Here is a 24514-nt window from a genome sequence, read left to right as displayed (position 1 = left end):
TGGAGCGGAACGGCCAAGGGAAACCGCCGGGGCGCATGGGACGGAGATGCGCGAGAGCATCCATTCCGCCGCCCGGCGATCTGGTCTAATCCATCGGCCGTGAGCGACACCCTGGCCCCTCTCCCGAGCGTGGAACACCAGCGCGCCGTCTTCGCGGACGGGCTGGCGCTGGATTGCGGCATGACCATCGCGCCCATGGCGGTGGCCTATCGCACCTATGGGCGGCTGAATGCCGACGCTTCCAACGCGATCCTGATCTGCCATGCCCTGACCGGCGACCAGTATGTGGCCGAGCCGCATCCGGTGACCGGCCGCGATGGCTGGTGGAAAGGCGTGGTCGGGCCGGGCGACGCGATCGACACGGACCGCTTCTTCGTCATCTGCGCCAATGTGCTGGGCGGCTGCATGGGCTCCACCGGCCCGCGCGAGGAGATGACGGATGCTGAGGGGCGCAGGCTGGGCCGGCCCTGGGGCACGGATTTTCCCGCCGTCACCATCCGCGACATGGTGCGGGCCCAGGCCAGGCTGGTCGAGCATCTGGGGATCACCCGCCTCCTCGCCGTGGTCGGCGGCTCGATGGGCGGGATGCAGGCGCTGGAATGGGCGGCGACCTTCCCCGGGCGCGTCTTCGCCTGCGTGGCCATCGCCACCGCCGCGCACCACTCGGCGCAGAACATCGCCTTCGACGAGGTGGGCCGCGCCGCCATCCATTCCGACCCGGACTGGAAGGGCGGCCGCTACTGGGAGGATGGCCGGATTCCGGCGCGTGGCCTGAGCGTGGCGCGCATGGTGGCGCACATCACCTATCTGTCCGAGGCCGCGCTGGCCCGGAAGTTCGGCCGCCGCCTCCAGGGCGCCAAGGCGCTGACCTTTCTGGAGGACGTGTTCCAGGTGGAAAGCTACCTGCGACACCAGGGTTCGACCTTCGTGCGCCGCTTCGACGCCAATTCCTACCTGACCATCACCCGGGCGATGGACTACTTCGACCTTTCCGCGGAACATGGCGGGGACCTGTCGCTCGCCTTCCAGGGCACGCAGACGCGCTTCCTGCTCACCTCCTTCACCTCCGACTGGCTCTTCCCGACCGAGGAAGCGCGCGAGATCGTGCGGGCGCTGAACAAGGCGGCGGCCAATGTCTCCTTCCTGGAGATCGCCTCCGACAAGGGCCACGACGCCTTCCTGCTGGACGAGCCCGAGTTCCGCCACACGCTGCGCGGCTTCCTCCGCGGCGCGGCGGAGCGGCTCGGCGTCTGATACGCCCGGCGGCCATCGCCTGCTGGCTTTGGCGTTGTACCCGTGGCGACCCCCGGGGGAGGCTCCGCCTGCCCCCGGAACCCCTACCGCTGGGGGAATAGTATTCCCCCAGACCCCGCCTTGGGTTGGCCCGGGGTGGCAAGGTGAGCCTTCCGCCCAATCCGTTGGCGCAGGTGGATCGGCGGGGCTCCCGAAAAGAGGAAAAGACACCGTGTCCGCGCTGGTGACACCGGCGTCAGACAGAACCAACGAAAACGGGTCCAGGGCACGCAGTGTCCTGGCGGAGTGGGGGTTTGGGGGCGAGGCGGAGCCTTGCCCCCGAAGGACGCCGGAACCCATGGCGAACCGGCCGAGGTTCAGCCTCCCGGCCGGCCCATGACCTCCGCCGCCGGGTCCTGCGGCTTGGGGGGCGTGGCGGCGGCCCGGGCGCGGCGGGTGTGCCAGGCTTCCATGAGCTGCATCACCGTGGCGGCGGTTTCCTCGATGGAGCGGCGGGTAACATCGATCACCGGCCAGCCGCGCGAGGTGCAGAGGCGGCGCGCCGCCAGGATCTCGGCCTTCACCGCCTCCTGGTCCACATAGTCCGTGCTGTCCTGCCGCACCCCGGCGCCGCCGATCAGCTTGAGGCGGTGGCGTCGGATCTCGATCAGCGAATGCACGTCTATGGTCAGGCCGATCACCGGGCAGGGCGGGTCGCCCAGCTCCTCCGGCAGGGGCGCGCCGGGGACGATGGGAACGTTGGCGGCCTTGATGCCCCGGTTGGCGAGGTAGAAACAGGTCGGGGTCTTGGAGGAGCGGGAAACGCCCACGAGGCAGACATCGGCCTCGTGGATGCCCGCCGTGCCCTGCCCGTCGTCATGCGCCAGCACGTAGTGCATCGCGTCGATGCGGCGGAAATAATCCGCGTCCAGCACGTGCTGGGCGGCCCGCTTCTCCCGCGCGTGCTCGCCGATCTCCGTCTGCAGGAGCTCCAGCGTCTGGTCCAGCACGGACAGGCTGCGCACTCCCAGCCGACCGCAGAACTCCTCCAGGCTGTGCCGGATGGAACGGTCGGCGATGGTGAAGAGCACCGGGCCGGGCTCGGCCTGGATGCCTTCCAGCACCTGTTCGAGCTGGAAGCGGGACCGGACCAGGAACCAGCGGTGCTGGAGGCAATGGGGGTCCTCGAAGCGTGCCAGGGTGGCGCGGGCCATGGAGGCCAGCGTCTCGCCGGTGCTGTCGGAAACCAGGTGCAGGTTGATGGCGCGGGTGGGCATGGACCCCACTGTGAAGCGGTGGAGGGAAGCGGGGAAGATGGTGCATCCGGTGGAAAACTTTCCGTTCCGACTCATGCCCTGGGAGAGTCGGGGATGGCGAGTCACATTCCATGCCGGGGAGGACGAATGAGTCAGAGGCGTGGTGTGACTCCGGGACCGAGTCAGCGACTCGCCCTGACTCGGCGAGTCACGCTGACTCGGCGGCTGTGGAAAACTCCGCCGTGAGTCTGTGGACGCCCTGCATCCCCTTTATCCACAGGCCCTACAGACCACCTCATCTCTTCTCTGACTCCTATTTTCGAGTGAGAAGGAGCCATGGACATGCCGGACAAGCCCTTCCTCCGAGCCCTGGCTGGCGAAGCCGTCTGGCCGCCTCCGCTCTGGCTGATGCGCCAGGCCGGCCGCTACCTGCCCGAATACCGGGAGGTCCGGGCCCTGGCCGGGGACTTCGTGAGTCTCTGCACCAACCCTGAACTGGCGACGGAGGTGACCCTCCAGCCGCTCCGGCGCTATGGCTTCGACGCGGCCATCCTGTTCAGCGATATCCTGATGGTGCCCTGGGCGCTGGGGCAGCCGCTGCGCTTCGCCGAGGGCGAGGGCCCGCTGCTGGAACCGCTGCGCGATGCCGAGGCGATCGCCGGGCTGCGGCCGGAAGGCTTCCTGGAGCGGGCGAGGCCCATCTTCGAGACGGTCGCGCTGCTCAGCGCCACCCTGGCGGTGCAGCACCAGCGCACCGCCCTGATCGGCTTCGCCGGGGCGCCCTGGACGGTCGCCTGCTACATGGTGGAGGGCCGCGGCGGCGGCGAGTTCGTCCATGCACGCCGCATGGCCTTCGGCGATCCGCTGCTGTTCGGGCGACTCATCCGCACCCTGACCGAGGCGACGGCGGAATACCTGCTGGCCCAGGTCCGGGCCGGGGCCGAGGCGCTCATGCTCTTCGACAGCTGGGCCGGCCTGCTGCCGCCCTCGCAGTTCCGCCGCTGGGTGATCGAGCCGACGGGCGAGCTGGTGCGGCGCCTGCGCAAGCAGCTTCCGCCCGGCTTCCCGATCATCGGCTTTCCGCGCATGGCCGGGCCGATGCTGGTGGAATACGCCGCGCGGGCCGGAGTGCAGGCGGTCGGGATGGACACGGCCATGGACCCGCGCTGGGCGGCGGCGAACCTGCCGCCGGGGCTGGCGCTGCAAGGCAATCTCGACCCGCAGGCCCTGGTCGCGGGCGGGGCGGCGCTGGAGGCTGAGGCGCGCTCCCTGATGGCGGCGATGCGGAACAGGCCCTTCGTCTTCAACCTCGGACATGGGATCGTGCCGCAGACGCCGCCGGAGAACGTGGCCGCCCTGGTGCGCATGGTGCGCGCCGCCGTCTGATGCCCGAACGGCTCCTTGTCCTGGAACGCTGGGTGCTGGAGCGCTGGCGTGGCCGGCCCCTGCTGGTCTGGGGCACCAGCCTGCTGCTCGTCGCGGCCGGGCTGGGGCTGCGGCTGGCGCTGAACGGCGTCATGACGCCGGGCAGCTATCCGCTCGTCACCTTCCTGCCGGCGGTGCTGATCGCCGCCATGATGGGCGGCTTCTGGCCCGGCCTGACCGCCACGGCGCTGTCCTGCCTGCTATCCTGGTTCTTCCTGCTGGACCCGGTGGGCAGTTTCCGGATCCTGGACACCGAGCACGTGCTGGGGCTGGTGCTGTTCTTCGCTGTTTCCCTGCTGAACAGCATCCTCGTAGAGCTGCTGCACCAGAGCCTGAGGACCGCGCAGGCGGCGCGGCGGAAGGCCGAGGCACTGGCGGCGGAACTGGAGCGCCGCGTCGCGGAACGGACACAGGCGCTGGAGGCCGAGCAGCAGGACAGGCGGCGTGCCGAGGAGGCTCTGGCCCAGGCGCGGCACATGGAGTCCCTGGGCCGGCTGACCGGCGGGATCGCGCACGACTTCAACAACCTGCTGACCGTGGTGATCGGACAGGCGGACCGGATCATCGCCGCGACGCCCGACGAGCGGCTGCGCGGCATGGCCCGCCTGGCCCGCCGGGCGGCCGAGCGCGGGGCGGATCTGACGCGGCAGCTCCTGGCCTTCTCGCGCCGGCAGGTGCTGCAGCCGCGTTCCCTCGACATGGCACAGGTCCTGCCGGCGCTGCGGGAACTGATCGCCCGCACCATCGGCGATACCATCGCCGTGACGGCGGAGGCGGCACCCGGACTCTGGATGGTGCGGACCGACCCGGCGCAGTTCGAGAGCGCGATCCTGAACCTCGCCATCAATGCCCGCGACGCCATGCCGGAGGGCGGCACTCTGCGCCTGCGGGCCGCCAACCTGCCGCTCGCCGCGCCGCAGGCACGGGAGCTCCGGCTGGAGCCCGGCAACTACGTGGCGCTGCAGGTGACGGATACGGGGCATGGCATGGACGAGACGACCCTCGCCCATGCCTTCGAGCCCTTCTTCACGACCAGGCCGGTCGGAAGCGGCAGCGGCCTCGGGCTGGCGCAGGCCTATGGCTTCGTGCGCCAGTCGGGCGGGTCGATCACCATCGAAAGCCTGCCCGGGCGCGGCACCAGCCTGACCCTCTACCTGCCGTGGGCGGACGGAACGGAGACAGCGGAACCTCCGTCCGGACCGGGCGAGGCCGGCCCGGCCCCAGCTGGGGAACAGGTGCCTGCCGCATCCCTCCAGCCCATGCGCGGCGGGCGCACCGTCCTGCTGGTCGAGGACCAGTCCGACCTGCGCCGGATGATGGAGGAAACCCTGCACGAGGCCGGGTGGCGGGTACGGGCCGTGGCCGATGGCGCCGGGGCGCTGGAAGCCCTGCGCTCCTTTCTCCCCGACCTGCTGCTGACCGATATGGCCCTGCCCGGCGGCGTCAGCGGGACCGAGCTGGGGCGCTATCTCTGCGGCCGCTGTCCCGGAGCCCGGGTGCTGCTGATGTCGGGCCTCCAGGACCGTGACGTGGAGGGCACGGGCTTCCCCTTCCTCCGGAAGCCTTTCGGCCGTGATGAACTACTCAGGGTTGTTTCTATTGTCTTGAATGACGCATTGCGGGAAACTCCCCCCAATGGGGATTTCTCTGCCACGACAGCCGATTGACCGTCCGGGCGGTGTGGATGACATCCTCGTCGCCATGCGAAACACCCTGCTCCTTTCCCTGGCGGGACTGGCCCTCCTCCTGTCCCCCGCCAATGCCCAGACGGGTTCCCAGCCGGCGGCCCCGGCCGAGGCCGGCTCTCCCTTCCGCATCGTCAACCGCACCGGCGCGGAGGCCACGCAGCTCTTCGCCGTCCGCTCCGGCCGTCCCGACTGGGGCGGCAACCTGCTGAAGGGGCCCCTGGCACCCGAGGCCGCCTATACGCTGCGCCCTGCCGCCGCTGCGGGCTGCCGCTTCGACATCCGGCTGGTGGCGCCCGATGGCCGGGAAGCGGTCCAGCGCGGCCAGGACATCTGCGCCGGCGACCGCACCGTCACCCTGTCCGGCCTCGCCAGGCCCGCCGCCCCGACCCCACCCGAGGCACAGCCCAAACCCGGCGCACGGGCCTCCTCCGGCACGGGCTTCCTGGTGGCACGGGAGCGGGTGATGACCAACCGCCACGTCATCAACGGCTGCGACCGCGTGCTGGTGCGCGCCCCCGACGGCCGCAACTTCGCCGCGGTGCCGCCAGCCAAGGTGGATGCGAAGCTGGACCTCGCGCTGATCGCCGTGCCGGGGCTGGACGGTCCCCCCATCCGCTTCCGCACCGAGCCGGTGCGGCGGGGGGATGGCGTCGTCGCCTACGGCTTCCCGCTGACCGGCCTGCTGTCCTCCGACCCCAAGCTCACGCGCGGCGAGGTCAACGGGCTGAACGGCCTGGGCAACGACCCGAACCAGTTCCAGATCAGCGCGCCGGTGCAGCCGGGCAATTCCGGCGGGCCGCTGCTGGACATGCGGGGCGAGCTGCTGGGCGTCGTCGTCTCCAAGCTGAACGCCGAGGTCGTGGCCAAGCGCACCGGCGACATCGCGCAGAACATCAACTTCGCCGTGAAGGGGGAGCGGGCGGCCGCCTTCCTCCAGGCTTCCGGCATCGAGCCCCTGCGCGGCGAGGGTGGCCCCGACCGCGGCGTCGCGGATGTGGGCGAGATCGCCAACCGTTCCACCGTCTTCATCCGCTGCGAGAAAGGCTAGAGGCAAGATGCCCCATGTGCTGATCATGCGTCCCATCCACGACGATGCCATCGCGCTGCTGGAAGCGGCGCCGGGCGTGACCGTGGAGGTCGTCCACAAGCTGACGAAGGAAGCCATGGACGCGGCGCTGCCGCGGGCCAACGGCATCATCGTCCGCACCAACGTGGTCGACGGGGCCATGGCGGCGCAGGCGCCGGGGCTGCGGATCGTGGCCCGCCACGGCGTGGGCTACGACCTGATCGACATCCCCGGCATGACCCAGCGCGGCGTGGTGGTCACCATCACGCCGGAGGCCAATGCCGGCAGCGTGGCCGAGCATACGCTGATGCTCATGCTCGCCTGCGCCCGCCGCACCGTGCAGTACGATGCCCGGGTGCGCGACCTGAACTGGGGCGTGGTGCCGGAACTGCCGACGCATGACATCGCCGGGCGCACCGTGCTGATCCTGGGCTTCGGCCGCATCGGCACCCGCGTGGCGCGGCTCTGCGCCGCCTTCGGCCTGAACGTGCTGGTCTACGATCCCTTCATCCCCGTCGGCACCATCCGGGGCTCCGGCTACGAGGCGGTGGTGGACCTCCGCGACGGGCTGGCCGTGGCGGATATCGTCACGCTGCACTGCCCTTCCTCCGCCGAGACGCGGGGCCTGGTGAATGCGGATTTCCTTGGCGCCATGAAGCGCGGCGCCTTCTTCATCAACGCCGCGCGCGGCAAGCTGGTGGAGGAAGCGGCCCTGGCCGAGGCCCTGCGCAGCGGCCAGGTCGCCATGGCCGGCATCGACGTGCTCTACGACGAGCCCGTCTCGGCCACCAACCCGTTGCTGGACGCGCCGAACTGCATCTTCTCGCCCCACACCGCCGCCAGCAGCCACGAAGGCACCCGCCGCATGGCCCTCTCGGCCGCCCAGAGCGTGCTCGACTGCTTCCACGACCGCCTGCCCGCCGACGTCATCGTCAACCCCGAGGCCCTGCAACGCCGCCCGGCCCTGGCGGTCGCGGGCTGAATGATCGGACCGGGGCCAGAGGGGCTCTGCCCCTCTGGACACCCCGCCAAGGGACATCAGTCCCTTGGCACCCTGTGAGCGCTCCGCGAGGAGGGGGAACAGGAGCCGGTCGCCGGATGGTATGACGGCGGTCGAAGCCCCCTCCTTCAGCAAAGGGTCCGGGAGGCAGCGCCCCCCGGTTCCCAGCTCCGATCACCCCAGCCCGAGCGTGCCGCGAAGGCGGGACAGGTCCTCGGCCAGGGTGGTGATGGGGGCCTGGAGGGCGTTGCGGTCGGCGGGGGTGAGTTTCTCGTAGTTATCGAAGCCGCCATCCTTGGTGCGGTACTTGGCGAGGATGGCTTCCACCTGCGTGAAGTTGGCATCGACCTTGGACAGCAGGGCGGGGTCGGCCTTCTTCAGCTGCGGCGTCAGCAGCTCCACGATCTTGCGGGCGCCTTCGACATTGGCGTTGAAGTCCCACAGGTCCGTGCCGCTGTAGCGGTCCTCCTCGCCGGAAATCTTGGTGGCCGCGACCTCCTCGATCAGCGCAGCGGCGCCGCCCACCACTTTCTCGGGCGGGGTGGTCAGGCCGCGGATGCGGGTTTCCAGCTCCTGCACATCGGCGAGCAGCTTGTCGGCGAAGGGCGCCAGCCCCTCGGTCGAGTTCTTCGCGAAGAGGCCGTACTCCAGGCGGTGGAAGCCGGTGAAGCCCGTGTCCTTCTCGCCCTCGTCATGGTCGTCGGCACGGGAATCGATGCTCTTGTCGAGGTCGTCGAAAAGCTCCGCGATCGGCTCGATGCGCTCGTAATGCGCGCGGGCCGGCGCATAGAGGGCGCGGGCCTTGGCGAGGTCCCCGGCCTTGATCGCCTCGGTGAAGCTGCGTGTCTGGCGGATGAGCTGCCGCACCTCGCCCAGCACATAGATCTTGTACTGCGCGATCGGCTCGGCGAGGTCGAGCGGCGAGGCCGGCGGGGCTGCCCGGGCGGCGTGCGACAGGCCCGGCAGGGCCAGGGGCAGGGCCAGCGCCATGGCGGTGGCAAGGAGGCGGCGCCGGGTGGGAACGGCGATGGGCGGCATGGTCCGGAATTCCTCGGTTGAGCGGGGGATGGATGGCGGCGTCAGGCAGCTTCGATCAGCCCCTGGCCGAGATACCGGCCGGGGTCCGGCACGCCGGGCAGGGCGAAGAAATAGCCGCCGCCGGTGGGCTTGATGTATTCCTCCAACGGCTCGCCGTTCAGGCGTTCCTGCACGGCGATGAAGCCGCGCCTGAGGTTGCGCTGGAAGCAGATGAAGAGCAGCCCCATGTCGAGCTGCCCGGCGCGCGTGACCCCCCGGTCATAGTTGAAGGGCCGGCGCAGGATCAGGCTGTCGGCGGTTTCCGGCGTGCGCGGATTGGCCAGCCGGATATGGGCATCGAGGGGGATGCGCTTCCCCTCGGCATCTGCGGCGTAGTCGGGGATGTCATGCTCCCGCTCCAGGCCGAGTGGCGCGCCCTCCCGCTTGTCGCGGCCGAAGATCTGCTGCTGTTCCTGCAAGGGGGTGCGGTCCCAGCGCTCCACGAAGTTCCGGATGATCCGCACCACCTGGTAGCTGCCGCCCCGCGCCCAGGCAGGCTCGCCATCCTCCGGCCCCACCCAGATATGGCGCTCCATGAGGGCGGGGTCGGTGGGATCGAGGTTGGCGGTGCCGTCCTTGAAACCCAGCAGGTTGCGCGGCGTCTGGCGTGGGGCCTGGCCACCGCTGGCGGGCGGCAGCGTGCCGTCGAGCCTCCAACGCAGGCGCAGCAGGTCGGGCGCCGCCTTGATGATGTCGCGCAGGGCGTGGATCGTACTCTGCGGCGTGTTGGCGCAGACCTGCAGGAGCAGGTCGCCATGGCACCAATCGCGTTCCAGCGCGTCATTGGGGAAGCGCCGCATGACCTCCAGATGCACGGGCTTCCGCGCGGCGAGGCCATAGCGGCCGTCGAAGAGCGAGGCACCCAGCGCCACGGTGACGGTCAGCCCATCCGGAACGATCTCCGGTCCCAGGATTCCGGAATCCGCCGGCGGAAAGCGTGGGTCGGCCTCGGGCGGCATGCCGCCTGCCATCAGGAAGGCGATCCGTCCCGTCAGCAGGCGGAAAAGGCGCTCCAGCCCGGCGCGGTCGGGTGCGAGCACGTCGAAGGCGGCAACCATGCCGGCGGCAGGCGGCGGGTTGAGGATGCCCGGCTGGTGCGACCCGTGGAAGCCGACGGCCTGCCGTGCCTCGGCCGCGTCGCGCCCGGGCGGCTCCTGCATCAGCGGTGCCGCGACAGCCGTGGTCGCGAGCCCGGCACCGCCCGCCAGCCCCAGAAGCAGGCCGCGCCGCCCGGCGGCAAAGGGGCAGGAATTCCGTGTCATGCCGGTCCCATCCGGTCTGCGTGAAACTGCATCTCAGTCGGTCTCCAGCTGCCGGCCCAGCCTTTCGAGATCTGCGGCCAGAATGGGAAAGGCGCTCCGGTTCCCCTTCCCCGCCTCGGCAAGCGAGCGGTCGAGGCTGGCCTGTAGCTCCGGGTCCAGCCGGATGGCGAGCGGCCGCAGCAGGGAAACGACGCGCCCGACACCATCCAGCGAGGCGGGTGTGATGGCGTCCGGACCGCGCAGCGACCGTGATGCTCCCGCCGCCATGGACGCGGGCGTGATGCGGGCGTCGCCGATCCGTGCGGAGAGGGCCTCGCTATCCGCTCGCAAGCGCGCCAGTGTTTCACGTGGGACATCGGCGCCACCCGATCCGGCAACCGGCAGTGAGGCCGTCAGCCGGGCAAGCCCGCTCGACACCGAGGCCAGAGCTTCCCGGGCCTCGGGCAGAAGCTGGAGGGCCGACAGGAGCTGGTCGCGGGCCTGGCCTGCCTCGGCGATCAGCCGCCCGGCCTGCGCCGTGTCGCCCTTGTCCAGCGCCTCGCCCAGGTCCTCCACAGCCTCCTGCATGGCCATGACCTGGAGGGTGACATGGACCTTGTACTCGGCCATGGGGGCGAGCAGGTCGCGGGGCTCCGGGCGCCAGGGTGCGCTGGCCGCGGCGGGCAGCGCGGTCAGCCGGCCGCGCGGATTGCTGAGGCGGCCGCAGGTGATGGCATAGGTGCCCGGCTCCAGCCGCGCCGTCAGCCCCTGGGTGAGCCCGGGAGCGATGTTCTCCCGCTCCTCCAACACCATCACGCCGTCCAGGATCTCCCATTCCAGGGCACGGTCGCTGCGGTTGACGATGCGGAAGGCAGTGCGTCCGGCGGGAATGCTGAACTCGCCGGGCTCGCAGCCCCGCTCCGTGATGGCCACGGTGATGCTGTGCGCCTCCCCTGCCCCGGCCTCGCGGCGTTCCAGCCGCAGCGAGGCGGCGCCGAGGACCAGCACCGCCAGGGCCAGCAGGGCCATGAGGCCCAGCACGGGCTTCAGCCGTGGCGGCGCCGGGGCCACGCCAGCCGGCACGGCCTGCCGCGCAGGCGAGGGAATGGCGGGAGCACCGGCCATGGGCCTCAGGAAGAGCGGCAGGGTGACAGCGAGGAAGACCAGATAGACCAGCACCTCTCCCAGGGCCGGGCGGTCGCTGTAGCCGAGCAGACCGGCCAGCACCGACCCTGCCACGCCATCGGCGGGCAGGATGTCGCTCAGGTCGAAGACCGTCGCCTGGAGGCCGTTCCACAGCCCGGCCTCGTGCAGCGCGCGCAGCGAGCCCGCCAGGAGCCCGGCCGCCACCAGCAGGATCAGCACGCCGCTCCAGCGGAAGAAGCGCCGCAGGTCGAGCCGCAGTCCGCCCCAGGTGATGGCGACGCCCACCGCGACGGCGAGCAGCAGCCCGGCCAGGGCGCCGAGGGGCGCGGCCGGGCCGGGGCTCTGCCGCATGACGGCGAGCAGGAAGACCGCTGCCTCCAGCCCTTCCCGTGCCACGGCCAGGAAGACCATGGCCAGCAAAGCGAAGCCACGCCTTTCCCCCATCAGCGCGGCGTCGATGCGATCCTGCATCTCCGCCTTCACCGAACGGGCGGCCCGCCTCATCCAGAAGACCATGGCGGTGAGCATGCCGACGGCGGCCAGGCCCACCACGGCCTCGAAGATCTCCTGACCGCGCTGCGGGAACTCGGCGCTCAGCAACTCCAGCGCCAGGCCCGCTCCCAGGCTGACCAGCACCCCTGCCCCGATGCCGAGCCAGACCAGGGGCAGCCATTCCCGCCGCCCCGTACGGCCGAGATAGCCGGCGACGAGGCCGATGATCAGGGCGGCTTCCAGCCCTTCCCGGAACATGATGAGGAATGGAACAAGCATGATGGTGCAGTCGAGCCCGGCGGAATGGCATCAGTTATCCGGCGCGGCAGGTACCTCGCATAGGGCCTGTCAGGCTCGGTTGCGCCGGATTATGCCATGATAAGAATGCAATTCATTATCATGTACGCATTTTAATCTCCGCGGGCCGCCGGCACCGGATCTCAGACCCGGATGCGGTTGGTCGGAACGACCCGCTTCCAGGCGGGCAGGAAGCGGCGCCACAGCAGCGCGTCGTGCTGGCGCTCCGGCAGGCCGGAAGCGATCCGCGCGATCTGCGCCCGGGTGAGCGGCGAACGCTCGCAGAAGAAAGGTGTCGGCGTGAAGCGCGAGAAGTAGCCGTAGTAGAGCGCCGAACGGTCGCTGCGCACCGGCGGGCGGCCGCGATGGTAGTTCTCCGCCGTCTCCGCGATCACCACCGTGCCGCGGCGGCCGGTGCAGGTGCGGATCGCCTTCTCCATCCCTTCCGGGCCGATACGGCGCTCCAGCTCCGCCTGGGGCAGGATGGCGGCCTGCCTGGGGCCACCCAGGCGCTCGCGGAAATCGGGGTGGACGATCTCGAAGGGGCCGTCCTGGGGGCCGACATCGCTGATGTAGACAGCGATCTTCAGCATGCGCCGGTCCTCGCGGTCGCGGTGCCAGATGCGCGGCCCGGCCTCGCGCCCATCGGCGGGGCTGTAGAAGTGGTCCGGCCCGTCATAGGCCACCGGGAGGCCCAGGTAGTTCTCCACCAAGTCCAGCAGGCGCGTGCCGAGTCCCCATTCCAGGATGGCCGGGAAATCCAGCAGGTCCTGCGCCGTCGCGGTGACGGTATGGCGGTGTGCGTGTTCCGGCTGGCGGCGCCGTGCCGCGAGCCGGTCGGTCAGGGATGTGGCGCTGGCCAGCATCGCAGCCGTGCCTGGCAGGCCCAGTTCCTCCAGTGAGGTGACGCAGACGCCGTCCCGCAGGAGGGCTCGGAGAAGGGCCGCGTCCGCTGCGGAAAGCGCGGGAAGCTCGGGGAGATGAGCGGCACGCACCCTGGCCTGCGCATCGCCCACGAGGCGGTCGGACCAGGGCAGGCGCAACGCGCGGGCGGCGAGGTTGGAAGGCAGGCTCAGGCCGTGCTGCCGTGCCTTGTCCAGCCACCGGTGGATCCGGCCATGACCCCAGGGGCGGGAAATGCCGGCCTCTGCGGCACCGTTGGGGGCGGGGCTGAAATCCGCGTTCGGAAAGGCATGGCGCGGGCTCTGGACGAAACCCATTGTGGCAACCCCTGGTTGAAGCCTTTTGGCTTAGGAACTGCCTACTGATATACGACGTCCGAGATTTATATCAATATTTATACTATGTAATAAAATTCATGCGAACCTGAAAGAAGGCAGGGAAATCCTCGGAAAGCGACACGTCCACCGTTTGGAACGCGTGTCACTTTCCCGCGATGAACCACAGGCAAGCTCCCAGGGCCTTCTCCAGACCCCATCCAGGGCCGGCGGAGGGGGCCAGCCTGCACGCCGTGTCCCAGGAATTCCCCGTATCCCGGGAAGCGGGGTGCCGTTCCATCATGGCCGGAAAGACGGATCGCCCCTGCCGCCCTTGGCCAGGGACGGCTACAGAGCCGGCATGTCCGAACCCCGCCTCCCCCTTCTCGTCACCCATAGTGGCAGCTTCCATTGCGACGAGGCCTTCGCCTATGTCGCGCTGCGCCTCGCGCTGGGGCTGCATGCTCCGGGCCACGACCATGTCCTGTTGCGCACCCGCGATGCGGGCCGCATCGCCGAAGGCGACGTGGTCTGGGATGTGGGGCTGGTCTATGACACGGCGGCGCAGCGGTTCGACCACCACCAGCGCGGTGCCCCGGTGCGGCCGGACGGCACGCCCTTCAGCTCCGCCGGGCTGGTCTGGCAGACCCATGGTGAGGCGGCGGTGCGCGCCCTGTTGCGGCCGGAGGATTCCGGCTTCGCCAAGGCCATCACGGCGGATCTCGATGCTTCCATGGTCCGCTTCATCGACGAGGTGGACAACGGCGTCGCCACCTCGCGCGGCAGCATGGACCTCGCCAGCCTGGTGAGCGACTGCAACCCGGCCTGGGACACGCCGGGCGCGGAGGACCAGGGTGCCGAGGACGCCGCCTTCCTGGAGGCCGTCGCCCTGGTCGAGGCAGTGCTGCGCCGCCGGGTCGAGGCCCAGCGCGCCCGCCTCGCCGCCGATGCCCAGGTCGTGGCGGCGCACGCGGCCTCCACCGACCGGCGCATCCTGGAACTCGACCGCCGCATGCCCTGGAAGAGCGCCGTCTTCCACCACGACCTGCCGGTGCTCTACGCCATCTATCCGGTGAACAACGGCAACTGGATGGTGGACACCATGCCGCCGGAGCCGAAATCCTTCGCCCAGCGCCTGCCCCTACCCGAGGCCTGGGCCGGGTTGCAGGACAAGGACCTCGCCGAAGCCTCAGGCGTGCCTGATGCCGTCTTCGTCCACCTGCGCCGCTTCATCGGCGCCGCCCGCTCCCGCCCCGGCGCCCTCGCCATGGCCCGCCGCGCCGTGGCCCTCGGGATGCCGGATGTCTGAACGGATCAGGCGTGGCGCTCCGGGAGGCTCTGCCTCCCGGACCCTTTGCTGAAGGAGGGGTAGCTCAGAGGATGGTATCCCCCCGAGACCCCGCCATGAGCGCTCCGCGAGGAGGGGGTTGTTCCGCCGGTATGCCATCCGGCGACCGGTGTCCTGCCCCCCCTCCTCGCGGAGCGCTCACAGGGTTCCAAGGGACTAACGTCCCTTGGCGGGGTGTCCAGAGGGGCGGAGCCCCTCTGGCCCCGGCCTGATCATCCATATCCCGCCAGGGAGCACCGGGTGGTTTCACGGGAAACAGCGGCACGCTTCCGGCCGGCTGGAAGGCGGTGCTGCCGTCTGTTCAGGGCGCGTTGAACATGGGAGTGGATGCATCATGTCCCGTCCCGTGATCCGCCGCTGGCGCCCCCTGGTCCTGATTCTTCTGCCTGCGCTGGTGCTGCTGCTTGGCGCGCCATCTGCCCATGCATCCGAGGCCTGTACGCGGCATCACCCCGATGGCGTCGCGCCGTCGGTCACGCGCCCGGCGCTGGAGCGGGACACCAGCCGCCTCTGTTTCGAGGGTTTCGCCGTCCTCTACAGCGGCGTCTCGCGCACGCCGCTGGCGGTGTCCGAACATCTGACCCGCGACCGCATCCAGCAGGCGCGCCGGGTGCCACGCGACGACGCCTTCCATGCCGAGGACCAGTTGCCGGAAGAGCAGCGGTCGCGGCTGTCGGATTACGCACGCTCCGGCTTCGACAGGGGGCATATGGCACCCTCGGGCGACATGGCCACGCCCAGCTCGCAGCATGAGAGCTTCTCGCTGGCCAATATCGTGCCCCAGGCGCCGGAATCGAATCGCTGTCTCTGGGAGGGGGTCGAGAGCACGGTGCGCGACCTTGCCACGGAGGATGGCGAGGTCTGGGTGGTGACCGGACCGGTCTTCCAGGGTGAGAACCTGCGCCGCCTGAACCGCCGCGTGCTGGTGCCGACCTCGCTCTACAAGGCCATCTACCTGCCGGATCGGGGGGTGGCCGGGGCCTATCTGGCGCCGAACGGGCCGGGCCTGTCCTGGCGGGCCGTGTCGCTGGACGAGTTGCGCGACATCGCCGGGATCAACGCCTTCCCCTCCCTCGCCCCCGCGATCCGCGCTCGGGCCATGGCTCTGCCGGAGCCGACGCCGAACAACATCCGCGGCAGTTGCGAAGGCCAGACCGGCGGACAGGTGGCGAGCAGCGGCACGGCATCGAACCGCAGCGTCGCCCGCCGCGACACGTCCGTGGCATCACCGGCCGGCCCAGGCATCATGGGCAGCCGCATGGCGCTGGTCATCGCGGCGGTGGTGGCCGTGGTGGTCATCCTGCTGCTGGTCCGCGTGCTGGGACGCCGCTGATGGCCGGCCGCGCCGGCGGGCCACCGGGAACACCCGCCCGTGCCGCTGAAAGGAGTTGCCGCATGACGAAGCTCAAGCCCTTCGCCGACGATGCCGCCGCCGCCGAGATCGGCGGCCTGAAGGTCGAGAACGGCCAGGACCGCATCGCCCTCTATGGCAGCCTGGACCTGACCCGGGACAAGCAGGGGCTGGCCCTGGCGAAGGAACTGCACGCGCTGCTTTCCGCCGCCCTGGCGGTGCTGGAGAGCGAGGCGGAGAAGCTCCCGGACAAGGTCGCCACCGGGGGGAATGTGGACGAAACGAAGAACCCCTTCGCCTGATCGCCGGACCGGCCCTGCCGGACCCATGGAAAAGGTTGATTTGACCGGCTGGTTGGTCAATTCTTTTCTCCGATCACCGTTCCGCCGCTGCCTGCTTCCGTCAGGGCCGGGTCCGGCGTAGGGACGGGAATGACGAGGCACGGGACCAGAGAATCCCGGCCACAGGGAGCGTAAACGATGTGGAAATATGCCGCCGGCCTCGCGCTGGTGCTCGGAGCTTCCCTTTCCGCTGCCTCGCCCGCCTCGGCGGCCGATCCCGTCCGCATCGGCGTCACCCTGTCGGAGACAGGGCCGGGTGCCTCGCTGGGCATCCCCGAGGGCAAGTCGGTGCGCCTGCTGCCCAAGGAGTTCGGCGGCCAGCCGGTGGAATGGATCATCCTCGACGACGGGTCCGACACCACCCGCGCGGTCGCCAACATGCGCAAGCTGATCGCCGAGAACCGGGTGGATGCGGTGGTAGGCTCCAGCGTCACCCCGGCCTCCATAGCCATGGTCGAGGTCGCGGCGGAGCAGAAGGTGCCGATGATCTCGCTCGCCGGCTCCTCCGCCATCGTCTCCCCGGTGGATGAGCGGCGCCGCTGGGTCTTCAAGACCGCGCAGAACGATGCGCTGATGGCCCAGGCCGTGGCCGACCACATGGCCAAGGCGGGGGTGAAGACGCTGGGCGTGGTGGCCTTCAGCGATTCCTACGGCGATGGCTGGATGGGCGTGATGAAGCCCCTGCTGGAGGAGCGGAAGATCCGCGTCGTGGCGGAGGAACGCTATGCCCGCTCCGACACCAGCGTCACCGGGCAGGTGCTCAAGGTGGTCTCCGCGAAGCCGGACGCCGTCTTCATCATCGCCGCGGGCACGCCGGCGGCGCTGCCGGCGCGCGGGCTGAAGGAGCGCGGCTTCCGCGGCGCGGTGTACCAGACGCATGGCGTGGCCAATGCCGACTTCCTGCGCGTGGGCGGCAAGGATGTGGAGGGCGAGATCCTCCCCGTCGGCCCGGTGGTGGTGGTGGACCAGCTCCCCGACAGCCATCCCTCGCGCGAAACGGCGCGCAAGTACCGCGACGCCTACGAGGCGGAGAACGGCAAGGGCAGCGTCTCCACCTTCGGCGCGCACGCCTATGATGCCGGCATCCTGCTGAGCCACGCCATCCCCGTCGCCGCCGACAAGGCGAAGCCCGGCACGCCCGAGTTCCGCGCCGCGCTGCGCGATGCGCTGGAGGGGCTGAAGGGCGTCGTCTACGTGAACGGCACCGCGACCATGTCGCCGACCGACCATGTCGGCCAGGGCGAGCCCTCGCGCGTGATGGTCACCATCCAGAACGGCACCTGGAAGCTCCTGCCGCAGTAGCGGCACGCGGCCCTTCCCTGCCCCGCCGGGCATGGCCCAAATGGGCGGGGAAGGGCCGGTCCTCCCTCTGACGGAACACGGTCGTGGATCTCTCCATCCTCCTGGTGCTGCTGCAGGACGGGGTCGTGAGCGGCGCCATCTACGCGCTGATCGCCCTTTCCCTGGTGATCGTCTTCACCGTGACGCGCATCGTCTTCGTGCCGATCGGGGAATTCGTGAGCTTCGGGGCGCTGACGCTCGCGGTGCTGGAGGCCGGGCAGATGCCGGGCACGGTCTGGCTGCTGATGCTGCTGGGCCTCGCCACCGCCCTGCTGCGGCTCTGGACCGGGCGCGGCCTGCCCCCGGCGCAGCAGGCGCGGCGCCTCGCCATGCCCGTGCTGCTGCCGCTGCTGGCCTGGGGGCTGGGGCGCGCCGCCCTCGCGCTGGGCGCGCCGCCGCTGGCGATGGTGGCGCTGACATTGCTGATCGTCGTGCCGATGGGCGTCTTCCTCTACGACATCGTCTATCGCCCGATGATCCAGGCCAGCGTGCTGGTGCTGCTGATCGTTTCCGTCGCCCTGCACCTGGCGCTCACCGGGCTCGGCCTGGTCTTCTTCGGCGCCGAGGGCTTCCGCACCGAGGCGCTGTCCGACGCGGTGATCGAGATCGGGCCGCTCCTGGTTTCCGGCCAGTCCATCGCCGTGGTGCTGATGACGCTGCTGCTGATCGCGGCGCTGTTCCTGTTCTTCGAGCAGAGCCTGCTGGGCAAGGCGCTGCGCGCCACGGCGGTGAACCCGCTCGGCGCCCGGCTGGTGGCGATCTCGCCCGATCTCTGCGGCCGCACCGCCCTGGGCCTCGCCGCCGCGATCGGCACGGTGAGCGGCATCCTGGTCTCGGCACTCACCACGATCTACTACGACACCGGCTTCCTGATCGGGCTCAAGGGCTTCGTCGCCGCCATCGTCGGCGGGCTGGCCAGCTATCCCCTCGCCGCGGCGGGGGCGCTGCTGATCGGGCTGGTGGAAAGCTTCGCCAGCTTCCAGGCCAGCGCCTTCAAGGAGGTGCTGGTCTTCATGATCATCATCCCCGTGCTGCTCTGGCGTTCCTGGCGCATGCCGCAGAGCCTGGACGAGGAGCACTGAGCATGGCCTCGCGCCTCCTTCCCCTCGCCGCCCTGCTGCTCGCCGCCGCGCTGCTGCTCTGGCCCGGCCTGCCGGGCTTCTGGGCGGTGCTGGCAGGCTATATCGGCATCGCCTCGCTCACCGTGCTGGGCCTCGTCGTGCTGTCCGGCATCGGCGGGCTGATCTCCTTCGGCCAGGCGATGTTCGTCGGCATCGGCGCCTACACCACCGCGATCCTGACCACGGAACACGGCGTCTCGCCCTGGCTCACCCTGCCGCTCTCGGTGCTGGCGGCCGGGCTGCTGGCCTGGGGGATCGGCGCGATCACGCTGCGGCTGCGGGGCCATTACCTCGCCGTCGCGACCATCGCCTGGAACGTCTCCTTCTTCTACCTGATCGGCAATCTCGACCTCTTCCACCGCTATGACGGCATCAGCGGCATCCCGCCGGTCTCCCTGTTTGGCGTCCCGCTGATCGAGGCGCGGCATTTCGCGCTGCTGGTGCTGCTCTTCCTGGCGGCGGCCATGCTGCTGACCCGCAACCTGCTGCGCTCCCGCGCCGGGCGCACCATCCGGGCGCTGCGCGGCGGCGCCATGGCGGCGGAATCCTGCGGCGTGAACACGCTGAACGCGCGCATCCTGGCCTTCGTCTATGCCGGGCTGCTGGCGGGTCTCGCGGGCTGGCTCTACGCGCATTTCCAGCGCACGGTGAACCCCTCCCCCTTCGGCCTGAACACCAGCATCGACTACCTGCTGATGGCCGTGACGGGTGGGGTGCAGCATATCGGCGGCGCGGTGCTGGGCGCCGCCATCGTCACCCTGCTGCGCGACCAGTTGCAGACGCTGCTGCCCGCGCTCATCGGCGCCCAGGGGAATTTCGAGACCATCGTCTTCGGCGCGCTGCTGATCCTGCTGCTGCAATTCGCGCCGGACGGTCTCTGGCCCCGCTTCGCGCGCCTCTTCCGCCTCGCCGCGCGCCGGGCTTCGGCCCCCGCCCCTGTCCCGCTTCCCACGGAGGCCGGACCCCTGCCGGTGCGGCGGCAGCCGCGCCGGGGCGAGGAGGTGCTGCGCGCCGAGGGGCTGCGCAAGGTCTTCGGCGGGCTGGTGGCGGTGAACGATGTCGGCTTCGCCCTGCGCGCCGGGGAGATCACCGGGCTGATCGGCCCGAACGGCGCCGGCAAGAGCACCACCTTCAACCTGCTGACCGGCGTGCTGGCCGCGACGGGCGGCCGCGTCGCCTTCCTGGACCGCGAGATCGGCGGCCTGCCGGCGCGCGGCGTCGCGCGGCTCGGCATCGCCCGCACCTTCCAGCACGTGAAGCTGGTGCACGGCATGACCGTGCTGGACAACGTGGCGCTCGGCGTCCACCTGCGCGGCGCCGCCGGGGCGCTGCGCGGCGCGCTGGCGCTGGACGGGGCGGAGGAGGCGCGGATCTTCGCCGAGGCGCGGCGGCAGATCGAGCGTGTCGGCCTCGGCGCCGTCGCGCACCTGGTGGCGAGCGAGCTTTCCCTCGGCCAGCAGCGGCTGGTGGAGATCGCCCGCGCGCTCTGCCTCGATCCCGTGGTCCTCCTCCTCGACGAACCCGCCGCCGGGCTGCGCCACATGGAGAAGGAGGCGCTGGCACGGCTGCTGGACGGGCTGCGCGACGAGGGCATGACCATCCTGCTGGTGGAGCACGACATGGATTTCGTGATGAACCTCACCGACCGGCTGGTGGTGATGAGCTTCGGCGCCGAGCTGGCGCAGGGACGCCCCCGGGAGATCCAGGACAACCCGGCGGTGATCGACGCCTATCTGGGCAGCGCGGCATGACGCCCATTCTCGCGGTGCGCGACCTGCACGTCGCCTATGACAGCGTGCCCGCCGTGTCCGGCGTGTCGCTGGCCGTGCCGCAGGCCAGCATCGTCACCATCCTGGGCCCGAACGGCGCGGGCAAGAGCACGCTGCTGAACGCCATCATGGGCGTGTTGCCGTCGCGCGGCGAGGTCGCCTTCGCCGGGCACAGCCTCGCCCGGCAGGGCATCGAGGAACGCGTGCGCGACGGCATCAGCCTCGTGCCGGAGAAGCGCGAGCTCTTCACCAGCATGACGGTGGAGGACAACCTCCGCCTCGGCCGCTTCCGCCTGCGCCGTTCCGGCAGCGCCGAGCCCATGCTGGAGGAGGTCTTCCGCCTCTTTCCGCGCCTGAAGGAGCGGCGGCGGCAGGAGGCCGGCACGCTGTCCGGCGGCGAGCGCCAGATGCTGGCCATGGGCCGCGCCCTGATGGGCGAGCCGCGCCTGCTGATGCTCGACGAGCCCAGCCTCGGCCTCGCCCCCCTGGTGGTGCGGGAGATCCTGCAGAGCGTCGCCGACCTGCGCGGCAACGGCGTCTCCATCCTGCTGGTGGAACAGAATGCCCGCGCCGCGCTGCGCATCGCCGATTACGGCTACGTGCTGGAAAACGGCTCCGTCGTGCTGGAAGGCGACCCGGGCGCGCTCCAGGCCGACCGGCGCATCGTCGAGGCCTATCTCGGCATCCGCTCGGCCTCCGCCGCCGCGGCGGCGTGATCGGCGCCCCTCAGCCCATGATGTTGTAGCCGCCGTCGATGTAGAGCGTCTGCCCGGTGACGAGCTTCGCGGCATCGGTGGCGAGATAGGCGGTGGCGAGGCCAACATCCTCGATGGAGACGAGGCTGCGGGCGGGGGCGGTGCTCTGGGCGCGTTCCAGCATCTCGTCGAAGTCGTTGATGCCGGAAGCGGCGCGGGTCTTGAGCGGGCCGGGCGAGATGGCGTGGACGCGGATACCCTGGGGCCCGAGTTCGGCGGCGAGGTAGCGCGTGGCGCTTTCCAGCGCGGCCTTCACCGGCCCCATCATGTTGTAGTGCTCCACCACGCGCTGGGAGCCGTAGTAGCTCATGCAGAAGAGCGCGCCGCCGCGCATCATCAGCGGCTCGGCGAGCTTTGCCATGCGCAGAAAGGACCAGCAGGAGATGTCCATGGCGCGCAGGAAGCCGTCGCGCGAGCAGTCCACCACGCGCCCGTGCAGATCCTCGCGGGGGGCGAAGGCGATGGAATGCAGCAGGAAGTCGAGCTGCCCCCAGTCCCGCCCGATGCGCTCGAAAACGGCTTCGAGCTGGCCCGGCTGCTCCAGGTCCAGCGGCATGAGGATGGGCGCCTCCAGCTCCCGCGCCAGCGGCTCCACATGCGGCCTCGCCTTGTCGTTCAGATAGGTGACGGCGAGCTCCGCGCCCAGGCCACGGAAGGCGCGGGCGCAGCCCCAGGCGATGGAACTGTCATTGGCGATGCCGGTGACGAGGCCGCGCCGGCCTTCCAGCGTGACGCGTTCGCGCGGGATCATGCCGCTGTTCCCCCGGCGCGGCCCCGCAGCACGTCCAGCGTGTGGCGGGCGATCATGCGTTCCTCGTTGGTCGGGATGACATAGGCGCGCAGCCAGCTGTCCCCGGTGGAGATCAGCGGGCCATGCGCGGCGTTGCGGACGGGGTCGGGTTCCACCCCCATCCAGGCGCAGTGGTGCAGGATCGCCTCGCGCACCGGGGCCGCGTTCTCGCCCACGCCGGCGGTGAAGACGATGCCGTCGATCCCCCCCATGGCGGTGGCCAGCGCGGCAATCGCCTTGGCGGTGTGGTAGCAGAAATAGTCGATGGCCAGCCGGGCGGAGGGCACGTCGCTCGCCAGCAGCTCCCGCATGTCGCTGCTGAAGCCGGACAGGCCCTTCAGCCCGCAGTCATGGTAGAGGAAGTCCTGCAACGCCGCCGCATCCATGCCCTGGGAGGCGAGGTGGACGACGACCCCGGCATCGAGGTTGCCGGGGCGCGTGCCCATGGGCAGGCCGTCCAGCGCGGTGAAGCCCATGGTGCTGTCCATGCTGCGCCCGTCCGCGATGGCGCAGGCGGAAGCGCCGTTGCCCAGATGCGCCACCACGACGCGGCCCTGCGCGATCTCCGGCGCCACCTCCGGCAGGCGCCTGGCGATGTATTCGTAGGACAGGCCGTGGAAGCCGTAGCGCCGCACGCCCTGCCGGTAGAGGGATTCCGGAATGGCGAAGCGTTCCGCCACCTCCGGATGGCCACGGTGGAAGGCGGTGTCGAAGCAGGCGACCTGCGGCAGGTCCGGCCGCCGCGCGCGGATGGAGCGGATCGGCGCGAGGTTGAAGGGCTGGTGCAGCGGCGCCAGCGGCACCAGCGCCTCCAGCGCCGCCAGCACCGCGTCGTCCACCAGCACGGGCGCGGCGAAATCCGGGCCACCATGCACCACGCGATGCCCGACGGCGACGGGCGGGGTGCCCAGATGCGCCATCAGCCAGCCGCCCAGCGCCGCCTGGCCTTCCTCCATCGTGTCGGCGGCCTCGGCCTCCATCGCCTCGTCCACCAGCACGCGGTCTTCCGCGTCCACGGCGTGGAGGCGCGGCGCCGCGCTGCCGATGCCGCCCATCTGCCCCTTGAAGCGGCGCCGCAGGCTCTCGCCCTCGCCGATCTCGTAGAGCTGGAACTTGATCGAGGAACTGCCGGCGTTCAGGACAAGGACGGTCTCGCTCATGCGGGGGCTCCGGTCGCGGCGGGCTTCTTGGCCAGGGCCTGGGCATAGAGCGCCGCCACGGCGCAGGAGGCCAGCCGCGCCCGCACGCTGTCGGCCCGGCTGGTCAGGATGATGGGCACGCGGGCGCCGAGCACGATGCCCGCGGCCTCCGCCCCGGCCAGGAAGGTCAGGTTCTTGGCCAGCATGTTGCCCGCTTCCAGGTCCGGCACCACCAGCACCTGGGCACGGCCCGCGACCTCGGACCGGATGCCCTTGATGCGCGCGGCCTCCATGCTGATGGCATTGTCCATGGCCAGCGGCCCGTCCAGCAGCGCGCCGGTGATCTGGCCGCGATCGGCCATCTTGCACAGCGCCGCCGCGTCCAGCGTGCCGGGGATGGCCGGGTTCACCGTCTCCACCGCCGAGAGGATGGCCACGCGCGGCGCGCCGAGGCCCAGGCCGCGATGCAGGTCGGCGACGTTCTGCACGATGTCGGCCTTGGTCTTCAGGTCCGGCACGATGTTGATCGCGGCATCGGTGATGAAGAGCGGCTCCGGATAGGTCGGCACGTCCATGATGAAGACATGGCTGAGCCGGCGGGCGGTGCGCAGCCCGGCCTCCTTGTCCAGCACGGCGTGCAGCAGCTCGTCCGTGTGCAGGCTGCCCTTCATCAGCAGCGCCGCCTGCCCGCCGCGCACCAGCGCCACGGCCTGGGCGGCGGCGGCATGGCTGTGCGGCGCGTCCTGGATCTCCACGCCGCCGAGGTCGAGCCCCGCCTCCTCCGCCACGGCGCGGATCTTCGCCACCGGTCCGACCAGGATCGGGCGGATGATGCCCTCCCGCCCCGCATCCAGCGGCCCCTCGAGTGCCGTGTGCTCGCAAGGATGGGCCACGGCGCAGGGGATCGGCGTGCCATGGCCGGCGACGCGGCGGATCAGCGCCTCGTAGTGCCGCGCGCGCTTCAGGATCAGCGCCGGCGTCTCGCTCATGCCCGGGCTGCTGGCGCGCTCGGCGGGGGCGGAAACGGTGGCCGTGCCGGTCAGCACCACCTCGCCATCGCCGCGCCGGCAGTCGCAGTCGAGCAGCACCAGCCGATGGGCGGGCTGCTTGTCCTTCACCGTCACCCGCAGCACCAGCGTGTCGCCGGCCAGGACCGGCGCGCCGAAGCGCATCTCCTGGCCGAGATAGACGGTGCCCGCGCCGGGCAGCTCGTTGCCCAGCAGGTTGGCGATCAGCGCCCCGGCCAGCATGCCGTGCGCCACCGGCTTGCCCGCCTGCCTCGGCGCGCCGGAGGCCGCGGCATAGAGCGCGACCACCTCCGGCGAGACCGTGCGCGTCAGGCTGGCGCTGTCGCCGACGGCGATCTCGTCGAAGAGCCGGTTCTGGATCGGGCCGCCCCCGGCCGCGGATTCCACGGTCAC

20 protein-coding genes are annotated in these 24514 nt (G+C 70.7%); 12 read left to right on the top strand and 8 right to left on the bottom strand.

Going from position 1 to position 24514, the window contains the following annotated elements:
* Positions 1–99 precede the first annotated feature (99 nt).
* The gene (gene metX / locus BT98_RS0111380) at positions 100–1254 is read left to right on the top strand and encodes a homoserine O-acetyltransferase MetX (protein ID WP_026033184.1); all 1155 of its coding nucleotides are present in this window, start codon (positions 100–102) and stop codon (positions 1252–1254) included.
* A 356-nt stretch (positions 1255–1610) separates the two neighbouring features.
* Here the strand turns inward: metX and BT98_RS0111375 are convergent, their stop codons facing one another.
* Complete coding sequence (locus tag BT98_RS0111375; protein ID WP_051004831.1) at positions 1611–2510, bottom strand: pyruvate, water dikinase regulatory protein; 900 nt, start codon at positions 2508–2510, stop codon at positions 1611–1613.
* Between the two features lie 315 nt (positions 2511–2825).
* Here BT98_RS0111375 and hemE point away from each other — a divergent pair, with 315 nt between their 5' ends.
* Genes hemE through BT98_RS0111355 form a run of 4 tightly spaced genes read left to right on the top strand, consistent with a single transcriptional unit; the run spans position 2826 to position 7650 of the window.
* Positions 2826–3875, top strand: coding sequence for a uroporphyrinogen decarboxylase (gene hemE, locus BT98_RS0111370; protein ID WP_019461113.1), 1050 nt, complete (start codon positions 2826–2828; stop codon positions 3873–3875).
* On the top strand, positions 3875–5581 hold the full coding sequence (locus BT98_RS24125) for a DUF4118 domain-containing protein (protein ID WP_019461112.1): 1707 nt from the start codon (positions 3875–3877) through the stop codon (positions 5579–5581). The genes hemE and BT98_RS24125 overlap by 1 nt, the downstream gene beginning before the upstream one ends.
* 34 nt (positions 5582–5615) lie before the next feature.
* Entirely contained in the window at positions 5616–6650 is a 1035-nt protein-coding gene (locus BT98_RS0111360; protein WP_037250599.1) for a trypsin-like peptidase domain-containing protein, read from the top strand.
* A gap of 7 nt (positions 6651–6657) precedes the next feature.
* A complete protein-coding gene (locus BT98_RS0111355) occupies positions 6658–7650 on the top strand; it encodes a hydroxyacid dehydrogenase (protein ID WP_019461110.1) in 993 nt (330 codons plus the stop codon).
* A gap of 192 nt (positions 7651–7842) precedes the next feature.
* Here the strand turns inward: BT98_RS0111355 and efeO are convergent, their stop codons facing one another.
* The 4 genes from efeO to BT98_RS0111335 form a co-directional block, all read right to left on the bottom strand.
* A complete protein-coding gene (gene efeO, locus BT98_RS0111350) occupies positions 7843–8706 on the bottom strand; it encodes an iron uptake system protein EfeO (protein ID WP_019461109.1) in 864 nt (287 codons plus the stop codon).
* Positions 8707–8747: 41 nt separating this feature from the next.
* A complete protein-coding gene (gene efeB, locus BT98_RS0111345; protein ID WP_019461108.1) occupies positions 8748–10007 on the bottom strand; it encodes an iron uptake transporter deferrochelatase/peroxidase subunit in 1260 nt (419 codons plus the stop codon).
* 33 nt (positions 10008–10040) lie between these two features.
* On the bottom strand, positions 10041–11903 hold the full coding sequence (gene efeU, locus BT98_RS27610) for an iron uptake transporter permease EfeU (RefSeq protein ID WP_019461107.1): 1863 nt from the start codon (positions 11901–11903) through the stop codon (positions 10041–10043).
* Between the two features lie 161 nt (positions 11904–12064).
* Positions 12065–13141, bottom strand: a complete 1077-nt coding sequence (locus BT98_RS0111335) for a hypothetical protein (RefSeq protein ID WP_019461106.1) — start codon at positions 13139–13141, stop codon at positions 12065–12067.
* A gap of 358 nt (positions 13142–13499) precedes the next feature.
* Between BT98_RS0111335 and BT98_RS0111330 the strand changes: the two genes are divergently transcribed.
* The 7 genes from BT98_RS0111330 to BT98_RS0111300 all read left to right on the top strand — a co-directional run bounded on the left by BT98_RS0111330 (position 13500) and on the right by BT98_RS0111300 (position 21125).
* Positions 13500–14447 carry an MYG1 family protein gene (locus tag BT98_RS0111330; RefSeq protein ID WP_019461105.1) on the top strand — a complete coding sequence of 316 codons (948 nt, stop codon included), beginning with the start codon at positions 13500–13502 and terminating at the stop codon, positions 14445–14447.
* A gap of 373 nt (positions 14448–14820) precedes the next feature.
* Complete coding sequence (locus BT98_RS24115) at positions 14821–15819, top strand: DNA/RNA non-specific endonuclease (protein WP_019463099.1); 999 nt, start codon at positions 14821–14823, stop codon at positions 15817–15819.
* A gap of 62 nt (positions 15820–15881) precedes the next feature.
* On the top strand, positions 15882–16139 hold the full coding sequence (locus BT98_RS0111320; RefSeq protein ID WP_019463100.1) for a hypothetical protein: 258 nt from the start codon (positions 15882–15884) through the stop codon (positions 16137–16139).
* A 177-nt stretch (positions 16140–16316) separates the two neighbouring features.
* On the top strand, positions 16317–17480 hold the full coding sequence (locus BT98_RS0111315) for an ABC transporter substrate-binding protein (protein WP_019463101.1): 1164 nt from the start codon (positions 16317–16319) through the stop codon (positions 17478–17480).
* Between the two features lie 83 nt (positions 17481–17563).
* Positions 17564–18601 (top strand): branched-chain amino acid ABC transporter permease, encoded by a 1038-nt coding sequence (locus BT98_RS0111310; protein WP_019463102.1) that lies wholly within the window; start codon positions 17564–17566, stop codon positions 18599–18601.
* Between the two features lie 2 nt (positions 18602–18603).
* Positions 18604–20391, top strand: a complete 1788-nt coding sequence (locus BT98_RS0111305) for a branched-chain amino acid ABC transporter ATP-binding protein/permease (RefSeq protein ID WP_019463103.1) — start codon at positions 18604–18606, stop codon at positions 20389–20391.
* Positions 20388–21125, top strand: a complete 738-nt coding sequence (locus tag BT98_RS0111300; RefSeq protein ID WP_019463104.1) for an ABC transporter ATP-binding protein — start codon at positions 20388–20390, stop codon at positions 21123–21125. Before BT98_RS0111305 ends, BT98_RS0111300 begins: the two co-directional genes overlap by 4 nt.
* 10 nt (positions 21126–21135) lie before the next feature.
* On the opposite strand, the gene fabI is transcribed toward BT98_RS0111300, so the two are convergent.
* Genes fabI through BT98_RS0111285 form a run of 3 tightly spaced genes read right to left on the bottom strand, consistent with a single transcriptional unit; the run spans position 21136 to position 24514 of the window.
* Entirely contained in the window at positions 21136–21915 is a 780-nt protein-coding gene (fabI, locus tag BT98_RS0111295; protein WP_019463105.1) for an enoyl-ACP reductase FabI, read from the bottom strand.
* Positions 21912–23114 carry an acetate/propionate family kinase gene (locus BT98_RS0111290; protein WP_019463106.1) on the bottom strand — a complete coding sequence of 401 codons (1203 nt, stop codon included), beginning with the start codon at positions 23112–23114 and terminating at the stop codon, positions 21912–21914. The genes fabI and BT98_RS0111290 overlap by 4 nt, the downstream gene beginning before the upstream one ends.
* The gene (locus tag BT98_RS0111285; protein ID WP_019463107.1) at positions 23111–24514 is read right to left on the bottom strand and encodes a bifunctional enoyl-CoA hydratase/phosphate acetyltransferase; all 1404 of its coding nucleotides are present in this window, start codon (positions 24512–24514) and stop codon (positions 23111–23113) included. The genes BT98_RS0111290 and BT98_RS0111285 overlap by 4 nt, the downstream gene beginning before the upstream one ends.

The organism is Roseomonas mucosa ATCC BAA-692 (genome assembly GCF_000622225.1).
Taxonomy (GTDB): Bacteria; Pseudomonadota; Alphaproteobacteria; order Acetobacterales; family Acetobacteraceae; genus Roseomonas; species Roseomonas mucosa.
This window is presented reverse-complemented; position numbering and strand designations above follow the sequence as displayed.